Raw genomic sequence first — 21,487 nt, 5'->3', positions numbered from 1 at the left:
TTTCGGTCGATCGGACATCAGAAGGTCGCGCTCAGGCCGAGCCCGACCGTGCGGCCGCGCGACGGCACCACCGAATTGACGCCGGGCGCGATGTTGGAGCCCTGCTGGTCCACCGTCTCCTTCAGCACATTCTCGCCGAAGGCGTAGAGCGTGACGTTGCGGACGGTGACGCCGAGCCGGGCGTCCAGGATGTTCTGGGCGTCGAGCGTGAAGTTGTTGGCGGTGTCGGCCTCGCGCTTGCCGACGAAGCGGTAGGCGACCGACGCCGCCAGCTCGGACTCGCTCCCCAGCCCCAGCCCCTCGGCCGGGGTGCGGTAGGCCAGCCCGACGCCGCCGTCGAAGGTCGGGACGTTCGGCACCGTGTTGCCGACATGGCTCGACATCGCCGCCGGGGCGCCGGTGATCTCCGCCCTGGTCAGCGCCGCCCGCGCCGTCACCGAGAAGCCGTGGCCGAGTTCGCTGCGGAGTTCCGCCTCCGCCCCGTAGGACTTCAGGTCGAAGCTCTCGATCGGGAAGGTGCCGGTGGCCGGGTTGTAGACGAAGATCGCCTCGCCCTTCACGTCGTTGCGGAAACCGGCCAGCGTCAGGGTGGTGGCGGATCCGAGATCGGCCTTCACCCCCGCCTCGTAGGCCCAGATGCCGGTCTTGCCGTAGCCGTTCTCGGGGTTGCCGGTGGTGGCGTTGTTGGTGAAGCGCGGGTAGCCGCCGGCCTTGGCGCCGCGCGTCACGCTGGCGTAGACGAGGCTGTGCTCGGTCGGCTTGTAGCTCAGCGAGAAGCGGCCCGACAGCATGTCGAAGTCGCGGCTGCTGTCCTGGGAATAGGCGGAGACGGTGCCCGGCGCCCCGGTGCCGGCGTAGCGGTGGTCGATCGACTTGACGTCGTGGGTGTAGCGCAGGCCGCCGCCGACCTCGAAGCGCTCGGCGAAGGGATAGGCGACGTCGCCGTAGACCGCCGAGGACGTCGAGGTCAGGTTGACGTGCCGCCGGCCGCCGATGGTCGGGAAGAAGTTGGAGGTGCCCTCGCTGTCCTCCTTGTAGTCGTTGTGGGCGAAGACGCCGCCGACCACCCAGTTCAGCGGCGCGCCCTTCAGCGAATGCGCCCGCAGCTCCTGGTAGATCTGGTTCTCCTTGCCGGTCGACTTGGCGATCTCGTTGTCGTAGGCGAAGAAGCCGACCGGCAGGCCGAAGGCGGCGTTGAACAGGTGGCCGTCGGTGTTGTCGGCCCTGTTGGTGAATTTGTAATGGGTGAAATTCGTGGTCGACTTGATGGCGAAGCCGTCCAGCTCGTGCGAGACGTTCAGCGTCGCGTAGGCCATGTCGCGGCGGAAGGACGGCTCCTCCTGGTAGGCGTTGCGGCCGGGCAGGCGCAGCGCGTAGCCGGTGTCGCGGCGGTCGCGCTCGCCGGCCAGGGTCAGCTGCACCTGGGTGCGGTCGGACGCCTGCCACAGGAAGGAGGATTTCGCGGCGCCGACGCTGTAGCCGCCGATGCCGGATTCGCCGGGGTGGTCGTTGTCCAGATAGTCGTTCTGCCGGTGCAGCCGCACGGCGAAGCGGCCGAACAGGTCCGGGCCGATGGCGCCGCCGACCAGGAACTCGCCCTTCCTGTAGCCGTCGCTGCCGATCTCGACGGTGACGCGGCGCTCGGTCTCGGGGCCGGGGGCGACGCTGGTCAGGCTGATCGCGCCGGCCGTCGAGTTGCGGCCGAACAGCGTGCCCTGGGGTCCGCGCAGCAGCTCCACCTGCCCGATGTCGAGAAGCTGGCCCGAGGCGGCGAAGGCCGGCAGCGGCGCGCCGTCGATCAGGGTCGGGGCGGTGCTGTTGTCGGGCGACAGCAGGGTCGACAGGGTGCCGACGCCGCGGATGATCGGCTGCGCCGTGCGGGGATCGTCGCCGTAATTCGGCTGCTGCCAGCCGACGGTCCTGCGCGCCAGATCCTCGACATCGTCGGCGCGCTGTTCCTTCAGCTCCTCCTCGCCGACCACGGTGACGCTGACCGGCACGTCGATCGCCTGCTCGGCCCGGCGGCGGGCGCCGACGGTGATCGCCTCCAGCGTGATCGGGCCGTCCTGGGCGTGCGATTGCGCGAGTTGCGGGGCAAGCGGCACGGCCTCTCCGGCCCTCGCCTCCCGCGCTCCGGCGGCGAGGCAGACGGTCAGCGACACGGCGGCGGCGCCGGACAGCAGGACGGAACGGATGACGGCACGATCCTTCAAAGACACCCCGCCAGCGGGCAAGAACTGGGAAGACCGCGCGGCCTGTCGCGCCGGGCTTTCAAACGGCATTCAAATCTCCAAGGTCTTTCAAATGCGGCGGCGGGCCTGACGGCACGGGCATGCCACGGTCGCGAGCACCGCCGCCGAAGGGCACCGGATGGCGGAAACTACGGGAAAACCATAGTGGATCCGCCGGCGGCGCCGCCACCGGCCGGGCTTATGCCGGAGGCCAGAATGCTTATGCGGGAGGACAGGGCCGGTGGCCGCCGCCACGGCCGGGCGAGCGCCCGAAATGCTTCTGGAAGGCGGTCGAGAAGTTGCTGGCGTGGCGGTAGCCGGTGAAATGCGCGGCCTGCGTCACCGTCCAGCCGCCGCTCTCCAGCCCGGTCCGCGCGCGCTCCATCCGCAGCTCGTGCAGGAAGGCGAAGACGGTCTGGCCGTAGACCGCGCGGAACTTGGTCTTCAGCCCCGACACGCTGACGCCGGCCTCGCGCGCCAGCGCCACGAGGCTGTGGTCGCCCTCCGGCTCCGCCATCAGCCGGTCGCGGACCCGCGCCATCTTCGCCGCGTCGGAGCCGCGCCCGCCACCGCCCGACGCCGCCACCGGCCGCACGGCGTCCAGCTCCAGCTTCTGGATGGCGCGGGCGACGATCTCCAGCACCCGGCTCTCCAGCAGCAGGCAGCCGGCCGTCCCGCACAGCGTCGGGTCGAAGAGCTGCCCGCACAGGAAGCCGAGCTGCGGGCAGGTCCCGAGCGGGAGCATGCCGCTGTCGCGGGTGCGGGCGTCGACGAAGTCGGCCAGCCCCTCGTCGGCGATCCGGTCGGAGCGGAGCTGGATCAGCACCGACTTGCTGCGCTGGCCCCGGCAATAGCGCCCGGTGGTGCCGACCGCGTCGGAGAAGCTGAACAGCGCCGCCTCTCCCGGATTCAGCACGATGCGCGACCGTCCGCCGCCCGGATCGAACTCCGACGACCGCCCCTCCAGCGACAGGACGAAGCTGAGCGAGCGCGGGAAGAGGGCCGAATGCTCGCTGTCGCGCAGCGCGGTGAACTGGGCGGTGCCGAGGTTGATCCCCGATTTCAGCGCCGAGGCCCCCAGCGTTCCGGCGAACAGCGGCTTCTCCTCGCCGCGCCCGCCCCCCCGGCCGGCGGACGGAGCGGCCGGCAGAAGGGCGTAGCCGCAGAACAGCATCGACGCCTTGCAGAAATCCTGGGTGGACACCGCGGCGCGGTGCGCCGATGCCTGGAGGGAAGAGCCGGTCATGCCATCACCCGAATGCCAATCGTCAGGAACGGATTCAGAAAGGCCCGCCCGGAGGGGCGGGCATGCTGGCTGACCGTGCCCGAGTTGATCGGGACCCTGGATTCTCGCTCGCACCTGCCGCAATCTTAAGCCGAGTTTCCGCTCCAGGCAAGATACAGGACCGAAAAAGTCCTGTATCGCGGTTCCGCTCCCGGACCGGCGGCGACCCCCGCTCCCCGAGGGAAGCGGGTCCTCATCCTCCTTCCGGCAACGGCCTTGCCCCCGCTCCGCGCAGCGCGGCGGCCCCGTCGAGCAGCAGGGCGAGCTTGCGGCCCCACCAGCGTTTCGGCGTGCCGCGCACCACCTCCATCATCGCCTGGACCGGGCCGGCGATGGCCGGATCCTCGGCGGCGGCCCGCGTCCAGGCCCGCTGGACCTTTTCGGCCATGGTCGCCCCCTCCCCGGCCGTTCCCTGGGCGCCGCGCCGGCCCAGCGCCTGCCAGCCGGCGAAGGCGTCGGCGGTCATGTCGGTCACGCTGTCGATGACCAGCACCGCGTCCTCCAGCGCGAATCCCAGTTCCCGCAACCGCCCCACCGCCTCGGCGAAGGCGCGGATGCCGGACACCGGCGTGTCGCCCAGCGTGCGGTGGACGTCGGCGAGGCCGGGGTGGCGCTCGTAGAGATCCCACAGCGATTCGGCCAGACGCTCCAGATAGAGCCGCCAGTCGCCGGTCTCGGTCCGCCAGTCGAGCCGCGCGATGGCGAGGTCGGCGGCGGCGAGCAGGATGTCGTCGCGCCCCTTCGCGTGGCGGTAGAGCGAGGAATGGTCCACCCCGAGCCGCGCCGCGATGGCCGCCAGCGTCACCTCGGCCAGCCCGATCTCCAGCGCGGCGGCGGCGATGGCCTCCCGCGAGATGCGCGCCGGGCGGCCGGGGCGCGGTTCCGGCGGCCTCCGTTCCGGCGGTTTGCGTTCCGTCATGCCGTTTCTCCCACGGGTTGCTCCCCGGCGATCCGCCAGCCGGCGGCGCGCGTCCGGTGATTCCACAGCCGGGCGTAGAGGCCGCCGGCCTCCAGCAGCGCCTCGTGGCGGCCGCGCTCGACGATGGCGCCGTCCTCCAGCACCAGGATCTGGTCGGCGGCGCGGATGGTGGAGAGCTTGTGCGCCACCACGATCAGCGTCTTGTCGGCGACCAGGCGGGCCAGCGCCGCCTGGATGGCGCGCTCGTTGGTCGGGTCGATGGCGGCGGTCGCCTCGTCGAGCAGCACGATGGGGGCGTCCTTCAGGATGGCGCGGGCGATGGAGACGCGCTGGCGCTCGCCGCCGGACAGGGCCGCCCCGCCCTCGCCGACGCGGGTGCGGTAGCCGTCGGGAAGCGCGCTGATGAAGTCGTGGGCCTGGGCGGCGCGGGCCGCCGCCTCCACCGCCGCGAGGTCGGCGCCGGGCCGTCCGAAGGCGATGTTGTCGAAGATGGTCCCGGCGAACAGGGTGACGTCCTGGAAGACCACGGTGATCAGCGCGTTCAGCCGCTCCCCGCTCAGCCTGCGCAGATCCACCCCGCCGATGGTGACGGCGCCGGCGGTCACGTCCCAGAAGCGCGGCAGCAGGTTGAGGATCGTGCTCTTGCCCGAGCCGGACGGCCCGACGATGGCGGTCATCGAGCGCTCCGGCACCGTGAAGGAGACGTCGCGCAGCACCGGCTTGTCCGGCGCGTAGCCGAAGCCCACCCCGTCGAAGCGCACGGCGAAGCCGAAGGGGGTGTGGGGCGCGGTCGGTTCGGGAAGCGGCTTCGCCGTCATGATCCGGTCCATGCGGGTCAGCGAGGCGTCGGCGATGCGGGTCGATTCCATGACGCCGATCAGCGCCAGCAGCGGCGCGTACATCGAGAACAGCAGCACCAGCGTGGTGATCAGCGTTCCCGCCGGCAGGTCCCCGGCGAAATGGCGCTGGCCGGCGACCCAGATGGTCAGCGGCGCGCCCAGCATGACGATGACGGCGATGGCGACGATGGGGACGATCAGCGTCACCACCATGCGGACCGAGATGTCGCGCAGCTCCTCCAGCGCGGCGCGGAACCCCTCCTGCCCGCTGGCGACGCGGTTGAAGGCGCGGATCACGGCGATGCCCTGGACGAACTCGATCATCCGCCCGCCGGCCTCGGCCTGGGCGTCCTGGCGGCGGATGCCGAGCAGCGAGAGCCGGCGGCTCGACCACAGGAAGACCGGCACCGCCGCGACGACGGACGAGGCGGTGGCCAGCGCCACCACCCAGTCGCGCAGCAGCAGGACGGCGAAAACCACCAGCGGCAGCCCGAGCGCCTGGGCGATGCGCGGCAGCGCGTCGGCGAAGAAGACCTCGACCATCTGCATGTCGGTGGTCAGCACGGTCACGGTGTCGCCCTTGTGGCGGGCCAGATGGAAGCCCATCGGCAGCCGGCGCAGATGGTCGAGCATCGACAGCCGCAGCGCCCCGGCCACCTGATAGCTGGCGATCCACACCTCGCAGGTCGAGAGATAGGCGAAGAGGAGCTGGCCGAGCAGCGAGAGCGCCATCAGCCCGGTCGCCCGCCACGCCCAGTCCGTTGTCATCGGCCGCCCGTCGGCCAGCCCGGCGACGACCCAGACCACCACCCCGAAGGACAGGCCGAGCGCCATCGATTGCAGGAAGCGGAAGGCGATGCCGCGCGCGATCTTGCCGCGCAGCGGGCCGGCGATGGCCCAGACGCGGCGCAGGCTCTCCAGGTCGGAGCGCGGCGCGGCGCCGGAGCCGTGGCCGTGGTCGTGCCCGTGGTCGTGCCCGTGGTCGTGAGTGTGGGGGTGCGGAACGGCGGTCATTCGGCGGCATCCATGCAGGCGTTGCGGGCACGGGGTTTCCGATCCGGGGCGTCCTGGTCCGGGCGCAAGGCCAGCGCCCGCGCCTCCGTGTAATCGGCCCAGAGGCGGGCGTACAGCCCGTCGCGGGCCAGCAGCTCCTCCTGCCGGCCGGACTCGGCGACGCGGCCGCGGTCGAGCACCAGGATCCGGTCGGCGTCGGCGATGGTGTTCAGCCGGTGGGCGACGACGATCAGCGTCTTGCCGCGCGCCAGCGCGCCGATGGCCTCCTGGATCGCCGCCTCGCTGTCGGGGTCGGCGAAGGCGGTCGCCTCGTCGAGCAGGACGACCGGCGCGTCCTTCAGGATGGCGCGGGCGATGGCGATGCGCTGGCGCTCGCCGCCGGACAGCGCCACGCCGCCCCGCCCGCCCAGCCGCGTCGCGTAGCCGTCGGGCAGCGCCGTGATGAAGCCGTCGGCGCGGGCGGCGCGGGCGGCGGCGCGCACCGCCTCGTCGGTGGCGCCCGGATCGCCGAAGCGGATGTTCTCGGCGATGGTGCCGGAGAACAGCAGGCTGTCCTGGAAGACGAAGGCGATCTCCTCCATCAGCTGGTCGAGCCCGATGTCGCGCACGTCCACCCCGCCCAGCGTGACGCGGCCGGCGCGCACGTCGTGGAAGCGCGGCACCAGCGCCGCGAGGCTGCTCTTGCCCGACCCCGACGGGCCGACCAGCGCCGTCACCGTCCCGGTCCGCGCCGTGGCGTCGATGCCGTGCAGCACGTCCGGCCCGTCCTCGTAGCCGAAGCGCACGCCCTCGAAGACGACGTCATGGTTGGGCAGATCGACACGCCGCCCGCTGTCGGGCTGCGGCGGGGCGGCCAGCGCGTCGGCCACCGCCATCGAGGCGATGGAGACCTGGGCGAGCTGCTGGAACAGCCCGAACAGCTTGAGCAACGGCTGACTGTAGGTGGCGCCGAGGATGACGAACAGCAGCAGCGTCGGCAGATCGATGGCGCCCGCCGCCAGCAGCCACAGCCCGGCCGGCAGGATGACCACGATGTTCGACAGCACCAGCGCCGAAAAGCCGCTGCCCAGCGGGATGTAGGCGCGCCCCATCGCCGTCTCGACGTCGGTGTAGGCGCGCACCGCGTCGGCGGTCCCGGCGAAGCTCTCGCCGCCGCGGTTGAAGATCTTCACCGCCGGCATGCCGGCGAGATACTCGACGATGGATCCGTTCATCCGCTCCCCCGCCCGCTGGTAGTCGGCGACGAAGCGGCCGGTCCGCGTCATCGCCCGCGCCATCAGCGCGAAGGAGACCGGCGTCAGCAGGACCGAGGCCAGCGCCATCCGCCAGTCCACCGCGAACAGCCAGGCCGACACGGCCAGCCACGTCGCGACGGCGCTGGTTCCCTCCGGAATGCCGTGGGCGACGATCAGCTCCAGCTTCTCCGGCTCGTCGATCACCAGCGCCTTGGCGGCGCCGCTGCGCCGCCCGGCGAACCAGCCGAGCGGCAGGCGGGCGAGGTGGCGGGCCAGCGCCATCCGCAGATCGTGGATGACCTGGAAGGCGACGATGTGCGACTGGGCGAGCGCCGCCGTCAGCGCCGCGTAGCCGGCGAGGATCGCCGCCAGCGCCAGCGCCGCCTGCTGGGCGAACAGCGCCGCCGTCGCCGTGCCGTCGATCACCGCGACGGTCAGCCGCCACACCACCCAGACCGGCACCAGCTCGCACAGCACCGAGAGGGTGGCGAGCAGCACCGATCCCGCCAGCCGCGGCCGCGCCCCGGCCGCGTGGCGGAGCAGCAGCCGGAAGCTGGCGAGGTAATCCGGGCGGCGCTCCGCCCCGGCGGGAAGATCCGCCGCGTCCGACATCCGATCCATCCTCAGGTTCCGATCTGGAGGTTTCGGTCCGCTGCACCCGCCGGGCGCGACCGGGCGTCCGCCGATGCGGGACGCGGGAGGGAACGCTAGCAGCGGCCCCCGCCATTTGCAACAGAGTGTTTCTAAATCTCCGGTTTAGTCCTTTCCACACGCACCACCTGTTATGGGTCGGGCGCCGCCGCCTCCGCAAGCCCGCCGGACGGCGGCGGGGCAAACTCCCGCTGCGGGCAAAGATGCTCCGGTGCGGAGCGGTTCCCACACACGCCTCCGGTGTCTAACGCTTTCCGATTCCTCATTCCCCAGCGCCCGGCCGCGCAGCGCGCCGGTGGACGCCGACCTTCGGGAAACGCCATGCCACACCAGGATTCCATCGCCGTCACCGGCCTGACCGGCCGCTTTCCCGGCGCGCCGGACGTCGAGACCTTCTGGGACAATCTGCTGCGCGGGGTGGAATCGGTCCGGCCGCTGTCGCCCGCGGAGATGGCGGAGGAGGGCATCGACCCGGAGGTCGCGGCGCAGCCCGGCTACGTCAACGCCGGCACCCGCGTGGCGGAGGCGGACCGCTTCGACCTCGCCTATTTCGGCTGTTCGCCGCGCGAGGCGGAGCTGATGGACCCGCAGCACCGCCTGTTCCTGGAGGAATGCCGGCGGCTGCTCGACGGCGCCAACCTGACCGGCCGTTCCCTCCGCATCGGCGCCTTCGCCGGCTGCCGGCAGAGCACCTACCAGACCTTGCTCGCCCCCATCGCGCCGGAGCGCATCACCCGGCCCGAGAGCTTCCAGCAGCTCATGGGCAACGACAAGGACTATCTGGTGACGCGCGCCGCCTACAAGCTGGACCTGACCGGCCCGGCGGTGACGGTGCAGACCGCCTGTTCCAGCTCGCTGGTCGCCGTGCACATGGCCTGCGAGAGCCTGCGGCGCGGCGAGTGCGACGCGGCGCTGGCCGGCGGCGTGGCGGTCTCCTTCCCGCAGGGCATCGGCTATCTCGCCCAGCCCGGCATGATCTTTTCCGAAGACGGCCATTGCCGGCCCTTCTCCGCCGCCGGGACCGGCATCGTCGCCGGCAACGGGCTGGGGCTGGTGGCGCTGCGTCGGCTGGCGGACGCGCTGGCCGACGGCGACACGATCCACGCCGTCATCCGCGGCTCGGCGGTGGCGAACGACGGGCGCGACAAGCTGGGCTACACGGCGCCGGGCAAGGCCGGGCAGCAGCGCGCCATCCGCGCCGCCCTGGCGCAAAGCGGTGTCGATCCCGCCGCCATCGGCCTGCTGGAGGCGCACGGCACCGGCACTCCGCTCGGCGACCCGATCGAGGTCCAGGCGATCGCCGAGATCTACCGGAGCCACGGGGTGGCGGCCGGCAACTGCGCCATCGGCTCGGTCAAGGGCAACCTCGGCCATCTCGACACCGCCGCCGGGATCGCCAGCCTGATCAAGGCGGTGCTGGCGGTGAGGACCGGCACCATCCCGGCCAGCCTGCACGGCGAGCCGGCCAACCCGCGCATCGACTTCGCCGCCGGCCCCTTCCGGCTGGCGACCGAGACCGCCGGCTGGCCGGAGCGCTTCGGCCGGCGCATCGCGGCGGTCAGCTCCTTCGGCATCGGCGGCACCAACGCCCATGTGATCGTCGAGCAGCCGCCCCCCTCCACCCCGCGCCGTGCCGAGGCGCCCGCCCGCCATGTGCTGGTCTGCGCCAACCACGATCCGGCCAACCTGCCGGCCCAGGCGGCGGCGCTGGCCGATTGCCTGAGCGACGGCTCCCTCGCCGCGCAATGCGCCACCGCCGCGCTGCGGCGCGAGCATGGGCGCCACCGGATCGCCGTCACCGGCGCCGACGCCGGCGAACTGGCGCGGGCGCTGCGCGCGGCCTCGCCCGCCACCGTCCGCGACGCCGGCCGCACCGCCTGGATGTTCAGCGGCCAGGGCAGCCAGTTCTCCGGCATGGGCGCCGACGCCTACCGCAACAGCGCGGTCTTCCGCGCCGCGCTCGACCGCTGCCTCGCCGGCTTCGCCGAGGCCGGCATCCCCGACCTCGGCCCGGTGATGTTCGACCCGGAGCGCGCGGCGGATCTCGACCGCACGCTGCACACCCAGCCGGCGCTGTTCGCGTGGCAGCACGCCACCGCCGCCCTGCTGGGCCATTGGGGCCTGAGGCCCGACCTCGTCTTCGGCCATTCCATCGGCGAGTTCGCCGCCGCCGTCGCCGCCGGCCATCTCGACCTGTCCGGCGCCATCCCCCTCGTGGCGCGGCGCGCCCTGCTGATGGAGCACCGGACCGAGCCGGGCGCGATGATCGCCGTGCCGCTGCCCGAGGACCGGCTGCGCCCCCTGCTGGCCGAACACCCGCGCGTCGCCGTCGCCGCCGTCAACGGGCCGGAGCGCTGCACCCTGAGCGCCGCCACCGCCGATCTGGAGCCGGTGAAGGACACCCTGGCCGGGCTGGGCGTCCCCTTCCGGATCCTGCCGGTGAACCGCGCCTTCCATTCGCCGACGATGGACGCCATCGAGCGGCCCCTCCGGGCGGCCTGCCCGGAGCCGCCGGCGGGCGAGCCGCGCTGCCCGATGCTGTCCAGCCTGACGGCGGAGCTGCTGGCGCCCGGCGAACCCGACGCCGATTACTGGGTTGCCCAGGCGCGCCGGCCGGTGTGCTTCCACGCCCTCGGCCGGCGGCTGGCCGGGCTGGGGATCGACCGGGTGATCGAGATCGGCCCGGACGGCACCTTCGGCCGGCTGCTGCGCGGCATGGGCGTCCTGCCGGCCTCCTGCGCAATCCTGCACGACCGCGAGACCACCCTGGCCGAGCGGGTCGCCCAGCTCTACCGCGCCGGCTGCGACGCGCCGCTGGCGGAGCATTACGGCGGGTTCGAAGGCCCCTGGGCCGAGCTGCCGCCGCTGCGCCTCACCCCGACGCGCTGCTGGCCGGCCAAGCCGGCTCCCCGCCCGGCGGTGGCCGCCGAGGAAGCCGCGCCGGAGTCTTGCGACGGCCCGGCGATCCAGCTCTGGAGCTGGCGCTGGCAGGAGCTGGCCAAGCTCTACCAGCAGAAGGTCGGCCATGCCGCCGCGTCCGAATCCTGGCTGGTGCTGGGCGGGGGTTCCTTCGCCTCCGGGCTGGTCGCGGCGGCGCGGCGGGCCGGCCACCGCGTGACCCACGACACCGAATCCGCCGGCGCCCCCCCCGCCCGGCCCTTCGACCAGATCGTCGACGCCCGCCTTCTGGAGCGCCCGGCCGACTTCGGCATGGATGCCCTGTGCGCGGCGGCCGAGCGCAGCGTCGGCTGGCTGCGCCACGCCCTGGCGCACAAGCGCTGCCGCGTCGCCCTGCTGGTCGACGGCGCCTCCGACCTCGCCAGCGGCCAGCCGGCGAGCCCGCTCTGGCCGGTGATGAACCTGTGGCGCTGCCTGCGCAACGAGCACCCCGACCTCGCGCTCGGCTGCCTCGATATCGGCGGCAGCGGGGGCGGCGGGGACGCCGACCCCGCCGCCCTGCTCGACCCGCTCGCCGACCTGCACGCGCTGGGACCGGCGCTGCTGCTGCGCGATGGCAAGCTTTACGAGCCGGTGGTGGAGTCGGTTCCGGCCCGGCAGGACCACGACCCGATGCCCTGGCCCGGCGTCACCCTGCTGGCCGGCTTCGGCGCGGTCGGGCGGCGGCTGGCGCTGTGGCTGTCCGGCCAGGGCTGCCGCGACCTCGCCCTCGTGCTGCACCGCGCCCCCGACGACGCGCAGGCGGCCGTCATCGCCGAGCTGGAGGCCGCCGGCACCCGCGTTCACCGTCTCGACGCCGACCTGCGCGACGCCGGCGCCCTGCGCGCGGCGCTGGAGGGGCTGGACCAGCCGGTGCGCCGGGTGTTCCACACCGCGCACGCCGGCCTCAGCGCGCTGCTGCGCGACCAGGATCCCGCGACCTTCGCCCGCACGGTGGAGGTCAAGGTCGCCGGCAGCCTCGCGCTGCGCGACGCGCTGCGCGGCCAGCCGCTCGACCTGTTCTGCCTGTTCAGCTCGGCCGCCGCGCTGCTGGCGATGCCGGGAGCGGCCTACAACACCGCCAACGCCTGGCAGGACGCCTTCGCCGCCCATCTGCGGACCCGGGGCGTGCCCGCCCTGTCGATCGCCTGGGGCCAGCTCGCGACGATCCGCGACGGCGCCGCCAAGCTGGAGCGGCTGGAGACGACCAGCCTGAAGCCGATCCCCGCCGAGGCCGGTTTCGCCGTGCTCAACGCCCTGCTGAAGCAGGCGCTGCGGGGCGAGGGCGCCTGCGGCCGCATGCCCATCGCCATCGACCCGCAAGCGCTGGCGGCGGCGGTCGGCGGGCTGCCGGCGACGCGCGGCGCGCTGCGCCCGCTGCTGGCCGGACAGCGCGCGGCGTCGCGCCAACCCGAGGAGCGGATCGACCTGTCGCTGGCCGGCCTGACCCCGGAGGAGCAGGAGGCCAAGCTCGCCGCCTATCTGCGCCACGTCATCGGCGAGCGGCTGAAATTCGCCAGCGACGCGCTCGACCCGGAGCGTCCGCTGACCGAGCAGGGCGTCGATTCCCTGATCTTCCTGGAGCTGGCCCACCTCATCAACCAGCGCTTCGACCTTCAATTGCCGCCGACCGTCGGCTACGAGCACAAGACCGTCGCGGCGCTGGCCACCCACATCCGCGGCCTGATCGGGCGCGACGACATCGACTTCTCCCGCCCGCTCGGCCAGGGGCGGCTGGTCGTCACCGCGCGACCCGGCGAGCGCCACGAGCCCTTCCCGCTGACCGACCTGCAACAGGCCTTCTGGCTCGGCCGGCAGCGGGGCATGACGCTGGGCAGCGTCTCCTGCCACGAATACATCGAGCTGGAGCTGGAGGGCCTCGACACCGGCCGGCTGGAGCGCGCCTGGAACCGGCTGATCGCCCGCCACGAGATGATGCGCTGCGTCATCACCCCCTTCGGCCAGCAGCGCATCCTGGAGAGCGTCGAACCCTACCGCGTCGCCGAGCGCGACCTGCGCGGCCTGCCCGCCGCCGAGCGCGACGCCACCCTGGCGGCGATCCGCGAGCGGATGTCCTACCAGGTCTTCGACCCGCAGCGCTGGCCGCTGTTCGAGCTGACGGTCAGCCGCCTGCCGGGCGGGATCGCGCGCGTCCATCTCGACATGGATCTGCTGGTCTTCGACATCCAGAGCTTCCGCGTCGTCTTCGGCGAGCTGGCCCGCCTGCTGGCCGATCCCGACGCCGAGCTGCCGCCGCTGACCCTGTCCTTCCGCGACTACGCGCTGGCCGAGCAGGCGCAGCAGGGCACCCCGGCTTGGCAGGCGGCGCGCGCCCACTGGCTGGAGCGGCTCGACCGCATTCCGCCGGCCCCCGACCTGCCGCTGCGCCGGGCGCCGGGCGGCATCGACCGCCCGACCTTCCGCACGCTCGACCACCGGCTGCCGGCCGCCCTCTGGCAGCGCTTCCAGGCGCGCGCCGCCGGGCTCGGCCTGACCGCCAGCGGCGCGCTGCTGACCGCCTTCACGCAGCTGCTCGCCACCTACAGCCGGGCGCCGGACTTCACGCTGAACATCACCTATTTCAACCGTCGGAACGTCCACCCGCAGGTGATGGACATCTGCGGCGACTTCACCTCGCTGATGCTGCTGCCGGTGTCGGCGGCGGAGGGCGACCGTTTCCTGGCGGCGGCGCGGCGCACCCAGGACGATCTGTGGCGGGCGCTGAGCCACCGCGACTTCAACGGCATCCGGGTGATGCGCGAGCTGGGCCGCCATCGCGGCGGCAACGGCGCCACGGGGGCGGACGGGATCGACATGCCGGTGGTCTTCACCAGCATGATCGGCATGGATTTCGACGACCCGTCGCGCCCCGACTGGGAACTGACCAAGCGGCAGGTCTACCAGATCAACCAGACGCCCCAGGTCTGGCTCGACTATCAGGCGACCGAGTATGGCGGCGCGCTGGTGACGCGCTGGTTCATCGCCGACGACCTGTTCGACCCGGAGCTGATCGACGGCATGTTCGCCGCCTACACCGGCTTCCTGACCCGGCTGTCCGAGGAGGACGCGCTGTGGGAGGCGCCGGTCCCCGACCTGCGCACCGACGCCGACAAGGCGGTCGCCGCCACCCTGTCGGTGCCGGGGGAGCCGCCGTCGGACGAGCGGATGCCCGACCTGCTGCGGACCCAGGCGGAGCACGCACCCGACGCCGTGGCGGTCGTGAGCCCGCAGGGCGACTGGAGCTACCGCACCCTGCGGCGGCGGGCCGACCGGCTGGCGCGCCATCTGCTGGCGCTGGGGGTTCCCGCCTCGCAGCCGGTCGCCGTGGCGATGGCGAAACAGCCCGACGCGGTGCTGGCCGCCCTGGCGATCCAGGCGGCGGGCGCCTGCTACGCCCCGCTCGACGCCGAGCAGGGAAGCGAGCGGCTGGCCGCCATCCTGCACGGCCTCCAGCCCTTCGCCGTGCTGACCGCCGGCCCCGCGCCGGAACTGCCCGAGAGCGTCCGGCGCATCGACCTCGCTGCCCTGGACCTCGCCGCCCTGGCTCTCGACGAGACGGACGAACCGCCGGCCCCCCCGCCCCGCCGGCAGGAGGCGGGCGACCCCGCCTACATCATCCACACCTCCGGCACCACCGGCCAGCCGAAGGGGGCGGTGCTCGACCACCGCGCGCCGATCAACACGCTGCGCGCGCTGAACCGGCGGCTCGGCGCCGGGCCGGGCGACCGCACGCTGTCGCTCTGCGCCTTCCACCACGACATGTCGGTCTACGACGTGTTCGGCATGCTGGCCTGCGGCGGCGGCGTGATCCTGCCCGACCGCGAGCGCTCGAAGGACGCGCTGCACTGGCTGGAGCTGATGCAGCGCCACGCCCCGACCATCCTCAACGCGGTGCCGGCCTTCGTCGCCATGCTGCTCGACGCGCAGGCGCTGACCGGCGCTGACCTTCCCGCCCCCCGCCACGTCATGATGGGCGGCGACTGGATCGCGCCGGACCTCGTGCGGCGCCTCAACGCCCTGTGGCCGGACTGCCAAATCCACAGCATCGGCGGCCCGACCGAGACGGCCATCGTCTCGGCCTATCATCCGGTCAGGACGCTCGATCCGGAACGGACGACCATCCCCTACGGCCGCCCGCTGGAGAACCAGACCTGCCACCTGCTGAACCCGGCCGGGCAGGACTGCCCGGTCGGCGTGGCCGGCGAGATCTGCACCGGCGGCCTTGCCCTGTCGCTCGGCTACTGGCGCGACGAGGCGCGGACGGCCGAGCGCTACCGCCCGCATCCGCGCGGCGGCGAGCGGCTGTTCCACACCGGCGACCTCGGCCGCCTCCGCCGCGACGGGGTGCTGGAGATCCTCGGGCGCATCGACGACCAGATCAAGCTGAACGGCACCCGCATCGAGCCCGGCGAGATCGAGGCGGCGCTGGGCACCCACCCCGGCGTGGCGCAGGCCGCCGTGCTGGTCGGCGGCGCCCCGCGCCCGCAGCTCCACGCCTTCTTCACCGTGAAGCCCGAAACGGCGCTTCCGCCCGCCGCCGCCCTGCCCGACCGGGATTGGGAACAGGGTCTGGAACGCGGCCACGACGCCTGCGACCGGCTGCCCGAGGGCTTCGACCTCGACCGCCACCGTCGGCATTTCGCCGACATGGAACGGCTGAGCACCTGGGTGATGCTCGACACGCTGCGCGCGGCCGGCTTCTTCCGGGAGGCGGGCGACGGCGCGACGCTGGACGACCTGCACGCCGCGCTGGGCGTCGCCCCGCTGTACGGCAAGCTGTTCCGGAGCTGGCTGCGCGTGCTGTGCGGGGACGGCATCCTGATCGACGGCGGCGGCGGGCGCTACGCCGCGACCGACCGCATCGCCGGGGCCGATTGCCCGGACGACGGCCGCGCCGCCCTGCACGACCGCATCGCCCGCCGGACCACCGCCGGGGCGCCCCACGAACAGCGCATCTGGTCGCTCTACGAGCGTTGCATTGCCCGGCCGGCCGACCTGCTGAACGGCACGCTGAACCCGCTGGAGCTGATGTTCGAGGGCGGGCGCACCGACTTCGCCGAAAGCTGGTACCGCGAGAATCCGGTTTCCGCCCATTTCAACGCCATCGCCGGGGAGACGGCGCGGGGGCTGCTGGAGGCCCGCCACGACACCGGCCCGATCCGCATCCTGGAGTTCGGCGCCGGCATCGGCAGCGTCACCCACGCCATCCTGAAGGCGGTTCCCGGCGCGGGCTTCACCTACGACTTCACCGACCTGTCGCGCTACTTCCTCGACAACGCGCGCGGCACCTTCGCGGCGTGGCCGCAGATCCGGTTCGGCCTCTACGACATCAACGAGGATCCGGCCCTCCAGGGGTTCGACCCCGGCTCCTACGACCTGATCGTCGGCTCCAACGTGCTGCACGACGCGGCGGACGTGAACCGCAGCGGCCGGCTGCTGCGCTCGCTGCTGAAGCCGGGCGGCCATCTGCTGCTGGTCGAGGGCACGCGGAACCCGCGCTTCCAGCTCGTCAGCCTCGGCTTCGTCGAGGGGCTCAGCCATTACGAGGACGAGCGGCTGGAAAGCTGCCTGCCGATGCTGGACGCCGGGCGCTGGCAGGCGGTGCTGGGTGCCGCCGGCTTCGCCCGGCAGGCCGCCATCCCCCGGCCGGGAAGCCCGGTCGAGGCGATGAACTACCACGTCGTCCTGGCCCGCAACGCCGATCATGCGGCGACGCTCGACACGGGCAGCCTCGACGGCTGGCTGCGCGGGCGGCTGCCCGACGCGATGGTCCCGCGGCGCTGGCACCAGCTTTCCCGCCTGCCGCTGACCGTCAACGGCAAGATCGACCGGGCGCGCCTCCAGGCCGTCCTCGCCGACCGGCCGCCGCCGGCCCAGCCGGAGGGCGAGGCGCTGGAGGGCGACACGCAGCACCGCCTCGCCGCTCTGTGGGCGGAGGTGCTGGACCAGCCCGTGACCTCGGCCAGCGCCAACTTCTTCGCGCTGGGCGGCGATTCCCTGCTGATGACGCGGCTCGCCAGCCGCGTCCGGCACGGCTTCGGGGCGGCGCCCGATCTGGCGACCCTGCTGCGCAATCCGGTCCTGAAGGAGCAGGCGGCCCTGCTCGCCACCCTGCTGATCGCCGCCCCCGCCGAGGGGGGCGCCGGGGACGGCATCCATGAGGACGCCTTCGAGAGCGGGGTGATCTGATGCGGACCGACGACACTCCCACCACCCTCGCCGAGGTCAAGGAGCGGCTGCGGCGCGACGGCATCCGGCTGTCTGTCACGCAGGGCCGGCTCGGCTACCACGCCCCGCTCGGCGCCATGACCGAGGCGATGCGCGCCGGCATCGCCCGCCACCGCGACGCCCTGCTGGCCGAGCTGTCCGGCCTGTCGCGCGCCGCCGAAAAGCCCGCCCTGCGGCCGCAGCCCGACCGCCGCTTCGATCCCTTCCCGATGACCGACCTCCAGACGGCCTATTGGGTGGGCGAGCATGGTGGCTACGCCCAGTCGGCGATCCCCTGCTTCTTCCACCATTGCCGCTTCCGCGCCCTCGACCCGGACCGTCTCCAACAGGCCCTGCACCGGGTCCAGCGGCGGCACGAGGTGCTGCGCAGCCGCTTCCAACCCGACGGCACGCAGGCCATCGCCCCGCCGGGCGAGGCGCCCTGCGCCCTGACCGTCGTCGATCTGCGCGGCGTCGAATCGGACGAGGCGGAGCGGCGGCTCGCCCAGCTCTGCGCCGCCCATCCGGACACGCTGCCGCCGCTCGACCGTGGCCCGCCGCTGGCGGCGACGCTGGTCCGGTTGGACGGGGACGACGACCGGCTGCTGCTGGCGATCCGGCTGATCGTGGTGGACGGGCCGTCGCTGTCGCTGATCTTCCGCGACCTGCTGCGCCACCTGTTCGACGGCATCGCGCCGGAGGACCCGCCGGCGCTCGGCTACCGCGACTACGTCCTGGCGCTGCCGCCCCCGTCCGAGGCGAGCCGCCGCTATTGGGACGAGCGCCTCCCCGCCCTGCCGCCACCGCCCGACCTGCCGGTCACTGGCCGCTCCCCCCCATGGTCGGAGTTCCGCCGCCTGCCCGGCCGGCTCGACCCTCAGCGCTGGCAGCGGCTGAAGGCGCTGGCCGCCGGGCGCGGCGTCACCGCCAACGCGGCGATGCTCGCGCTCTACGCGGCGGCGTTGCGGCCCTGGGCGCAGGACCGCCGCTTCACCCTGAACGTGCTGGCCAACCACCGCCCCTTCGAGCATCCCGACCTGCCGGCGCTGGCCGGCAATTGCAGCAACACCACCCTGGTGGACTGCGACCCGGCGGGAAGCTTCCTGGAGCAGGCCCGGCGGCTCCAGGCGCTGACCGCCGAGCGGCTGGGCCACGCCGACGTCTCCGGCGTCTCGCTGCTGCGCCGGTTGCAGCAGGAACGCGGCGGCGACCGCCCGGCCATGCCCTTCGTCTTCACCAGCGGCATCAGCGGCGCCACGCCTCCCCTGCCGCCCCGCCACACCGACCGCTTCGCGCTGGTCGGCAGCCACCTGCGCACCCCGCAGGTCTGGCTCGACCATCAGGTGATCGAGAACCACGAGGGGCTGCTCTGCTTCTGGGACTACGTCGCCGGCATCTTCGAGGAGGGCGTCCCCGAGGCCATCGCCGCGCGCCACGAGCGGGCGCTGCACGCCCTGTTGAGCGATCCCGCCGCCTGGGACCGTCCCGACCCTGCGCAGGCCGCCCCGGCGGAGCTGCCGCCGCCGGCGCCCCTCCTCGTCGAGGTGGGCGACCGCAGCCTTGGCGACGTCTTCCTCGCCCAGGCGGCGCGCACGCCCGACCGCGAGGCGCTGGCCGCCGCCGACGGCACCCGCCTGACCTACCGGCGGCTCGCCGACCGGGCCGGCGCGCTGGCCGCCGCCCTGCGGAACGCCGGCCCGGTCCCCGGCGACCTGATCGGCATCCAGCTGGAGAAGGGCGCCCGGTCCGTCGTCGCCGTCGTCGCGGCGGCGCTGGCCGGGCTGGTCTGGCTGCCGCTCGACGTCCGGCTGCCCGAGCGGCGGCGCGACGCCATCCTGGCGCACAGCGGCTGCCGCTGGATCCTCACCGACCGTCCGGCCACCCTGCCCGACGGCGTGCGGCGCCTCCCCGCCGATCCGGGTCCAACCCCCGGAACGGCGCCGCCGCACGAGCGGCGGGCGGGCGACCCGGCCTACGTCATCTACACCTCCGGCTCGACCGGGCAGCCCAAGGGCGTGGTCATCGCCCACGGGGCCGCGCTCAACACCATCCTCGACCTCAACGCCCGCTTCGGCGTGACGGCCGACGACCGGCTGCTCGCCCTGTCGGCGCCGAGCTTCGACCTCAGCGTCTACGACATCTGGGGGGCGCTGGCCGCCGGCGCCGCCATCGTCGTCCCGGCCGACAGCGAGCACCCCGACCCGGCCGCCACCCTGGCGCTCTGCGCCGCCGAGCGGGTGACGGTGTGGAACTCGGTTCCCGCCCTGCTCGACATGGCGTTCGCCACCGCCGCGCGGCACCCCTGCCCGGAGCTGGCCTCGCTGCGCCTGCTGATGCTGAGCGGCGACTGGATCCCGCTGCCGCTCGCCCGGCTGGTGCGCGGGCGCTACCCGCGGGTCCGCTTCCATGGGCTGGGCGGCGCCACCGAGGCGTCGATCTGGTCGAACCAGTTCCCGGTCGGGCGCGTCGAGCCGGACTGGACCTCCATCCCCTACGGCTTCGCGCTGGGCGGCCAGCAGCTCCACGTCCTCGACGCCGAGGGCGCGCCCTGCCCGCCCTGGGTGCGCGGCGAGATCCACATCGAGGGGCGCGGGCTGGCCGAGGGCTACCTGAACGACCCGGAGCGCACCGCCGCCGCCTTCGTCACCCACCGCAGCGGCCGGCGGCTCTACGCCACCGGCGACCTCGGGCGGCTGCGCGGCGACGGCGCCGTCGAGTTCCTCGGCCGCAAGGACTTCCAGCTCAAGATCCGTGGCCACCGGATCGAGGCCGGCGACGTCGAGAATCATTTGTCGGAGCATCCCGGAATCGCCGAGGTCCAGGTGCTGGCGGTGCCCGACGCGGCCGGCCGGCCGCAGCTCGTCGCCTGCTACCGCCCGGCCGGACCGCCGGAGACGGACGCGCCCGAAGTGCCCTTCGCCGCCTGGCTGGCGGAGCGGCTGCCGCGCTACATGGTCCCCGACCGCTTCCTGGCCGTCGAGCGGCTGCCGCTCGGCGCCAACGGCAAGCGCGACCGCAAGGCGCTGGCCCAACTGGCACAGGACCGGCTGCGCGAACCCGACAGCGCGGTCATCCCCGCCGAGGCCGCCGGCCTGCCGCCGCTGGCCGAGCTGTGGGGCCGGATCACCGGCCACCCGCCCGCCTCGGCGGACGACAATTTCTTCGAGACCGGCGGCAACTCGCTGCTGGCGGTGCATCTCGCCGCCGCCATCCGCGAGCGCTTCGGCGTGCCGCTCGACCTCGCCACGATCTTCCAGGCGCCCACGCCGGGAGCGCTGTGGGAGGCGGTGCGGCGCCACGACCCCCGGGCGGCGCACCGCCTTCCGCAACAGGGTGCGAACCGCCCGGACACCCCCCTCCCCCCGGAGAGCCCATGACCTGCCTGCCCTTCCCGGACAAGAAGCCGGACGCCCGCCTCGATCTGGTCTGCCTGCACTACGCCGGCGGCGGCAGCGCGGTGTTCCGGGGCTGGGACGCGCGCTTCCCCGACTGGATCGCGGTGCGGCCGGTCGAGCTTCCCGGCCGCGGCACCCGCATGGCCGAGCCGCTGGAGCACGACCCCGACGCCCTGGTCGACCGCCTGTGCGCCGAACTGTCGCCGCACCTCCGCCGCCCCTGGGCGCTGTTCGGCCACAGCCTGGGGGCGGCGCTCGGCTACCGCATCGCCCTGCGCTTCCAGGGGGAGGGGCGCCCGCCGCTGGCCGTCTTCCCCTCCGGCCGCCACGGCCCGGCGGGCGCCGTGCCCGTCCGCCGCCGCGCCCATCTGCCCGACGACGCGCTGCTGGCCGAGGTGCGCGGCCTCAACGGCTCACCGCCGGAGGTGCTGGAGAACCGCGAGCTGATGCGGCTGATGCTGCCGATCATCCGCGCCGACTTCCGGCTCAGCGAGGCGGTCTCGGCCCGCCCGCTGGCCGAGCCGCTGGCCTGCCCGCTGCTGGTCTTCGGCGGCGCCGACGACCCGGAGGTCCCGCGCGACGCCCTGCGCCACTGGCGGCTGGTGGCGGGCGGCGCCTTCGACGTCGCGCTGCTGCCCGGCGACCATTTCTTCCTGCACCACCCCGCCCAGGCCGACGCGCTGCGCGACCGCATCGTCGCGGCGCTGACCCCGCTGCTGCCTCCCCGCCCGCGCCAAAGGCAACCGGCCTGACCGGCCGCCCCTCAGCGAAAGG

The 21,487-nt window shown here is 73.7% G+C and carries 8 protein-coding genes; 3 read left to right on the top strand and 5 right to left on the bottom strand.

Annotated elements, in window-relative coordinates; all coding sequences use genetic code 11:
* Nucleotides 1–17: 17 nt before the first annotated feature.
* From J2847_RS24725 to J2847_RS24705, 5 genes are all read right to left on the bottom strand, one after another.
* Nucleotides 18–2,213: a TonB-dependent receptor gene (locus tag J2847_RS24725; RefSeq protein ID WP_209781450.1), complete on the bottom strand. Its 2,196-nt coding sequence runs from the start codon at nucleotides 2,211–2,213 to the stop codon at nucleotides 18–20.
* Nucleotides 2,214–2,451: 238 nt separating this feature from the next.
* Nucleotides 2,452–3,477 (bottom strand): helix-turn-helix transcriptional regulator, encoded by a 1,026-nt coding sequence (locus J2847_RS24720; protein WP_209781449.1) that lies wholly within the window; start codon nucleotides 3,475–3,477, stop codon nucleotides 2,452–2,454.
* 232 nt (nucleotides 3,478–3,709) lie between these two features.
* The gene (locus J2847_RS24715) at nucleotides 3,710–4,435 is read right to left on the bottom strand and encodes a TetR/AcrR family transcriptional regulator C-terminal domain-containing protein (protein ID WP_209781448.1); all 726 of its coding nucleotides are present in this window, start codon (nucleotides 4,433–4,435) and stop codon (nucleotides 3,710–3,712) included.
* Nucleotides 4,432–6,288: an ABC transporter ATP-binding protein gene (locus tag J2847_RS24710; RefSeq protein WP_209781447.1), complete on the bottom strand. Its 1,857-nt coding sequence runs from the start codon at nucleotides 6,286–6,288 to the stop codon at nucleotides 4,432–4,434. Before J2847_RS24710 ends, J2847_RS24715 begins: the two co-directional genes overlap by 4 nt.
* On the bottom strand, nucleotides 6,285–8,144 hold the full coding sequence (locus J2847_RS24705; RefSeq protein ID WP_209781446.1) for an ABC transporter ATP-binding protein: 1,860 nt from the start codon (nucleotides 8,142–8,144) through the stop codon (nucleotides 6,285–6,287). Before J2847_RS24705 ends, J2847_RS24710 begins: the two co-directional genes overlap by 4 nt.
* A 351-nt stretch (nucleotides 8,145–8,495) precedes the next feature.
* Here J2847_RS24705 and J2847_RS24700 point away from each other — a divergent pair, with 351 nt between their 5' ends.
* Genes J2847_RS24700 through J2847_RS24690 form a run of 3 tightly spaced genes read left to right on the top strand, consistent with a single transcriptional unit; the run spans nucleotide 8,496 to nucleotide 21,465 of the window.
* Complete coding sequence (locus J2847_RS24700; RefSeq protein WP_209781445.1) at nucleotides 8,496–17,300, top strand: non-ribosomal peptide synthetase/type I polyketide synthase; 8,805 nt, start codon at nucleotides 8,496–8,498, stop codon at nucleotides 17,298–17,300.
* Nucleotides 17,300–20,695 (top strand): non-ribosomal peptide synthetase, encoded by a 3,396-nt coding sequence (locus J2847_RS24695; protein ID WP_209781444.1) that lies wholly within the window; start codon nucleotides 17,300–17,302, stop codon nucleotides 20,693–20,695. The genes J2847_RS24700 and J2847_RS24695 overlap by 1 nt, the downstream gene beginning before the upstream one ends.
* Nucleotides 20,692–21,465: a thioesterase II family protein gene (locus J2847_RS24690; RefSeq protein WP_209781443.1), complete on the top strand. Its 774-nt coding sequence runs from the start codon at nucleotides 20,692–20,694 to the stop codon at nucleotides 21,463–21,465. The genes J2847_RS24695 and J2847_RS24690 overlap by 4 nt, the downstream gene beginning before the upstream one ends.
* The last annotated feature ends 22 nt before the right edge of the window (nucleotides 21,466–21,487 follow it).

Origin of the sequence: Azospirillum agricola (genome assembly GCF_017876095.1) — a bacterium.
Classification (GTDB): Bacteria; Pseudomonadota; Alphaproteobacteria; order Azospirillales; family Azospirillaceae; genus Azospirillum; species Azospirillum agricola.
This window is presented reverse-complemented; position numbering and strand designations above follow the sequence as displayed.

What these genes read in the sequence shown, in the direction of transcription:
- J2847_RS24720 (WP_209781449.1), bottom strand. Translation starts at nt 3,477, where the DNA reads ATGACCGGCTCTTCCCTCCAGGCATCGGCGCACCGCGCCGCGGTGTCC.
- J2847_RS24715 (WP_209781448.1), bottom strand. Translation starts at nt 4,435, where the DNA reads ATGACGGAACGCAAACCGCCGGAACGGAGGCCGCCGGAACCGCGCCCC.
- J2847_RS24710 (WP_209781447.1), bottom strand. Translation starts at nt 6,288, where the DNA reads ATGACCGCCGTTCCGCACCCCCACACTCACGACCACGGGCACGACCAC.
- J2847_RS24705 (WP_209781446.1), bottom strand. Translation starts at nt 8,144, where the DNA reads ATGGATCGGATGTCGGACGCGGCGGATCTTCCCGCCGGGGCGGAGCGC.
- J2847_RS24700 (WP_209781445.1), top strand. Translation starts at nt 8,496, where the DNA reads ATGCCACACCAGGATTCCATCGCCGTCACCGGCCTGACCGGCCGCTTT.
- J2847_RS24695 (WP_209781444.1), top strand. Translation starts at nt 17,300, where the DNA reads ATGCGGACCGACGACACTCCCACCACCCTCGCCGAGGTCAAGGAGCGG.
- J2847_RS24690 (WP_209781443.1), top strand. Translation starts at nt 20,692, where the DNA reads ATGACCTGCCTGCCCTTCCCGGACAAGAAGCCGGACGCCCGCCTCGAT.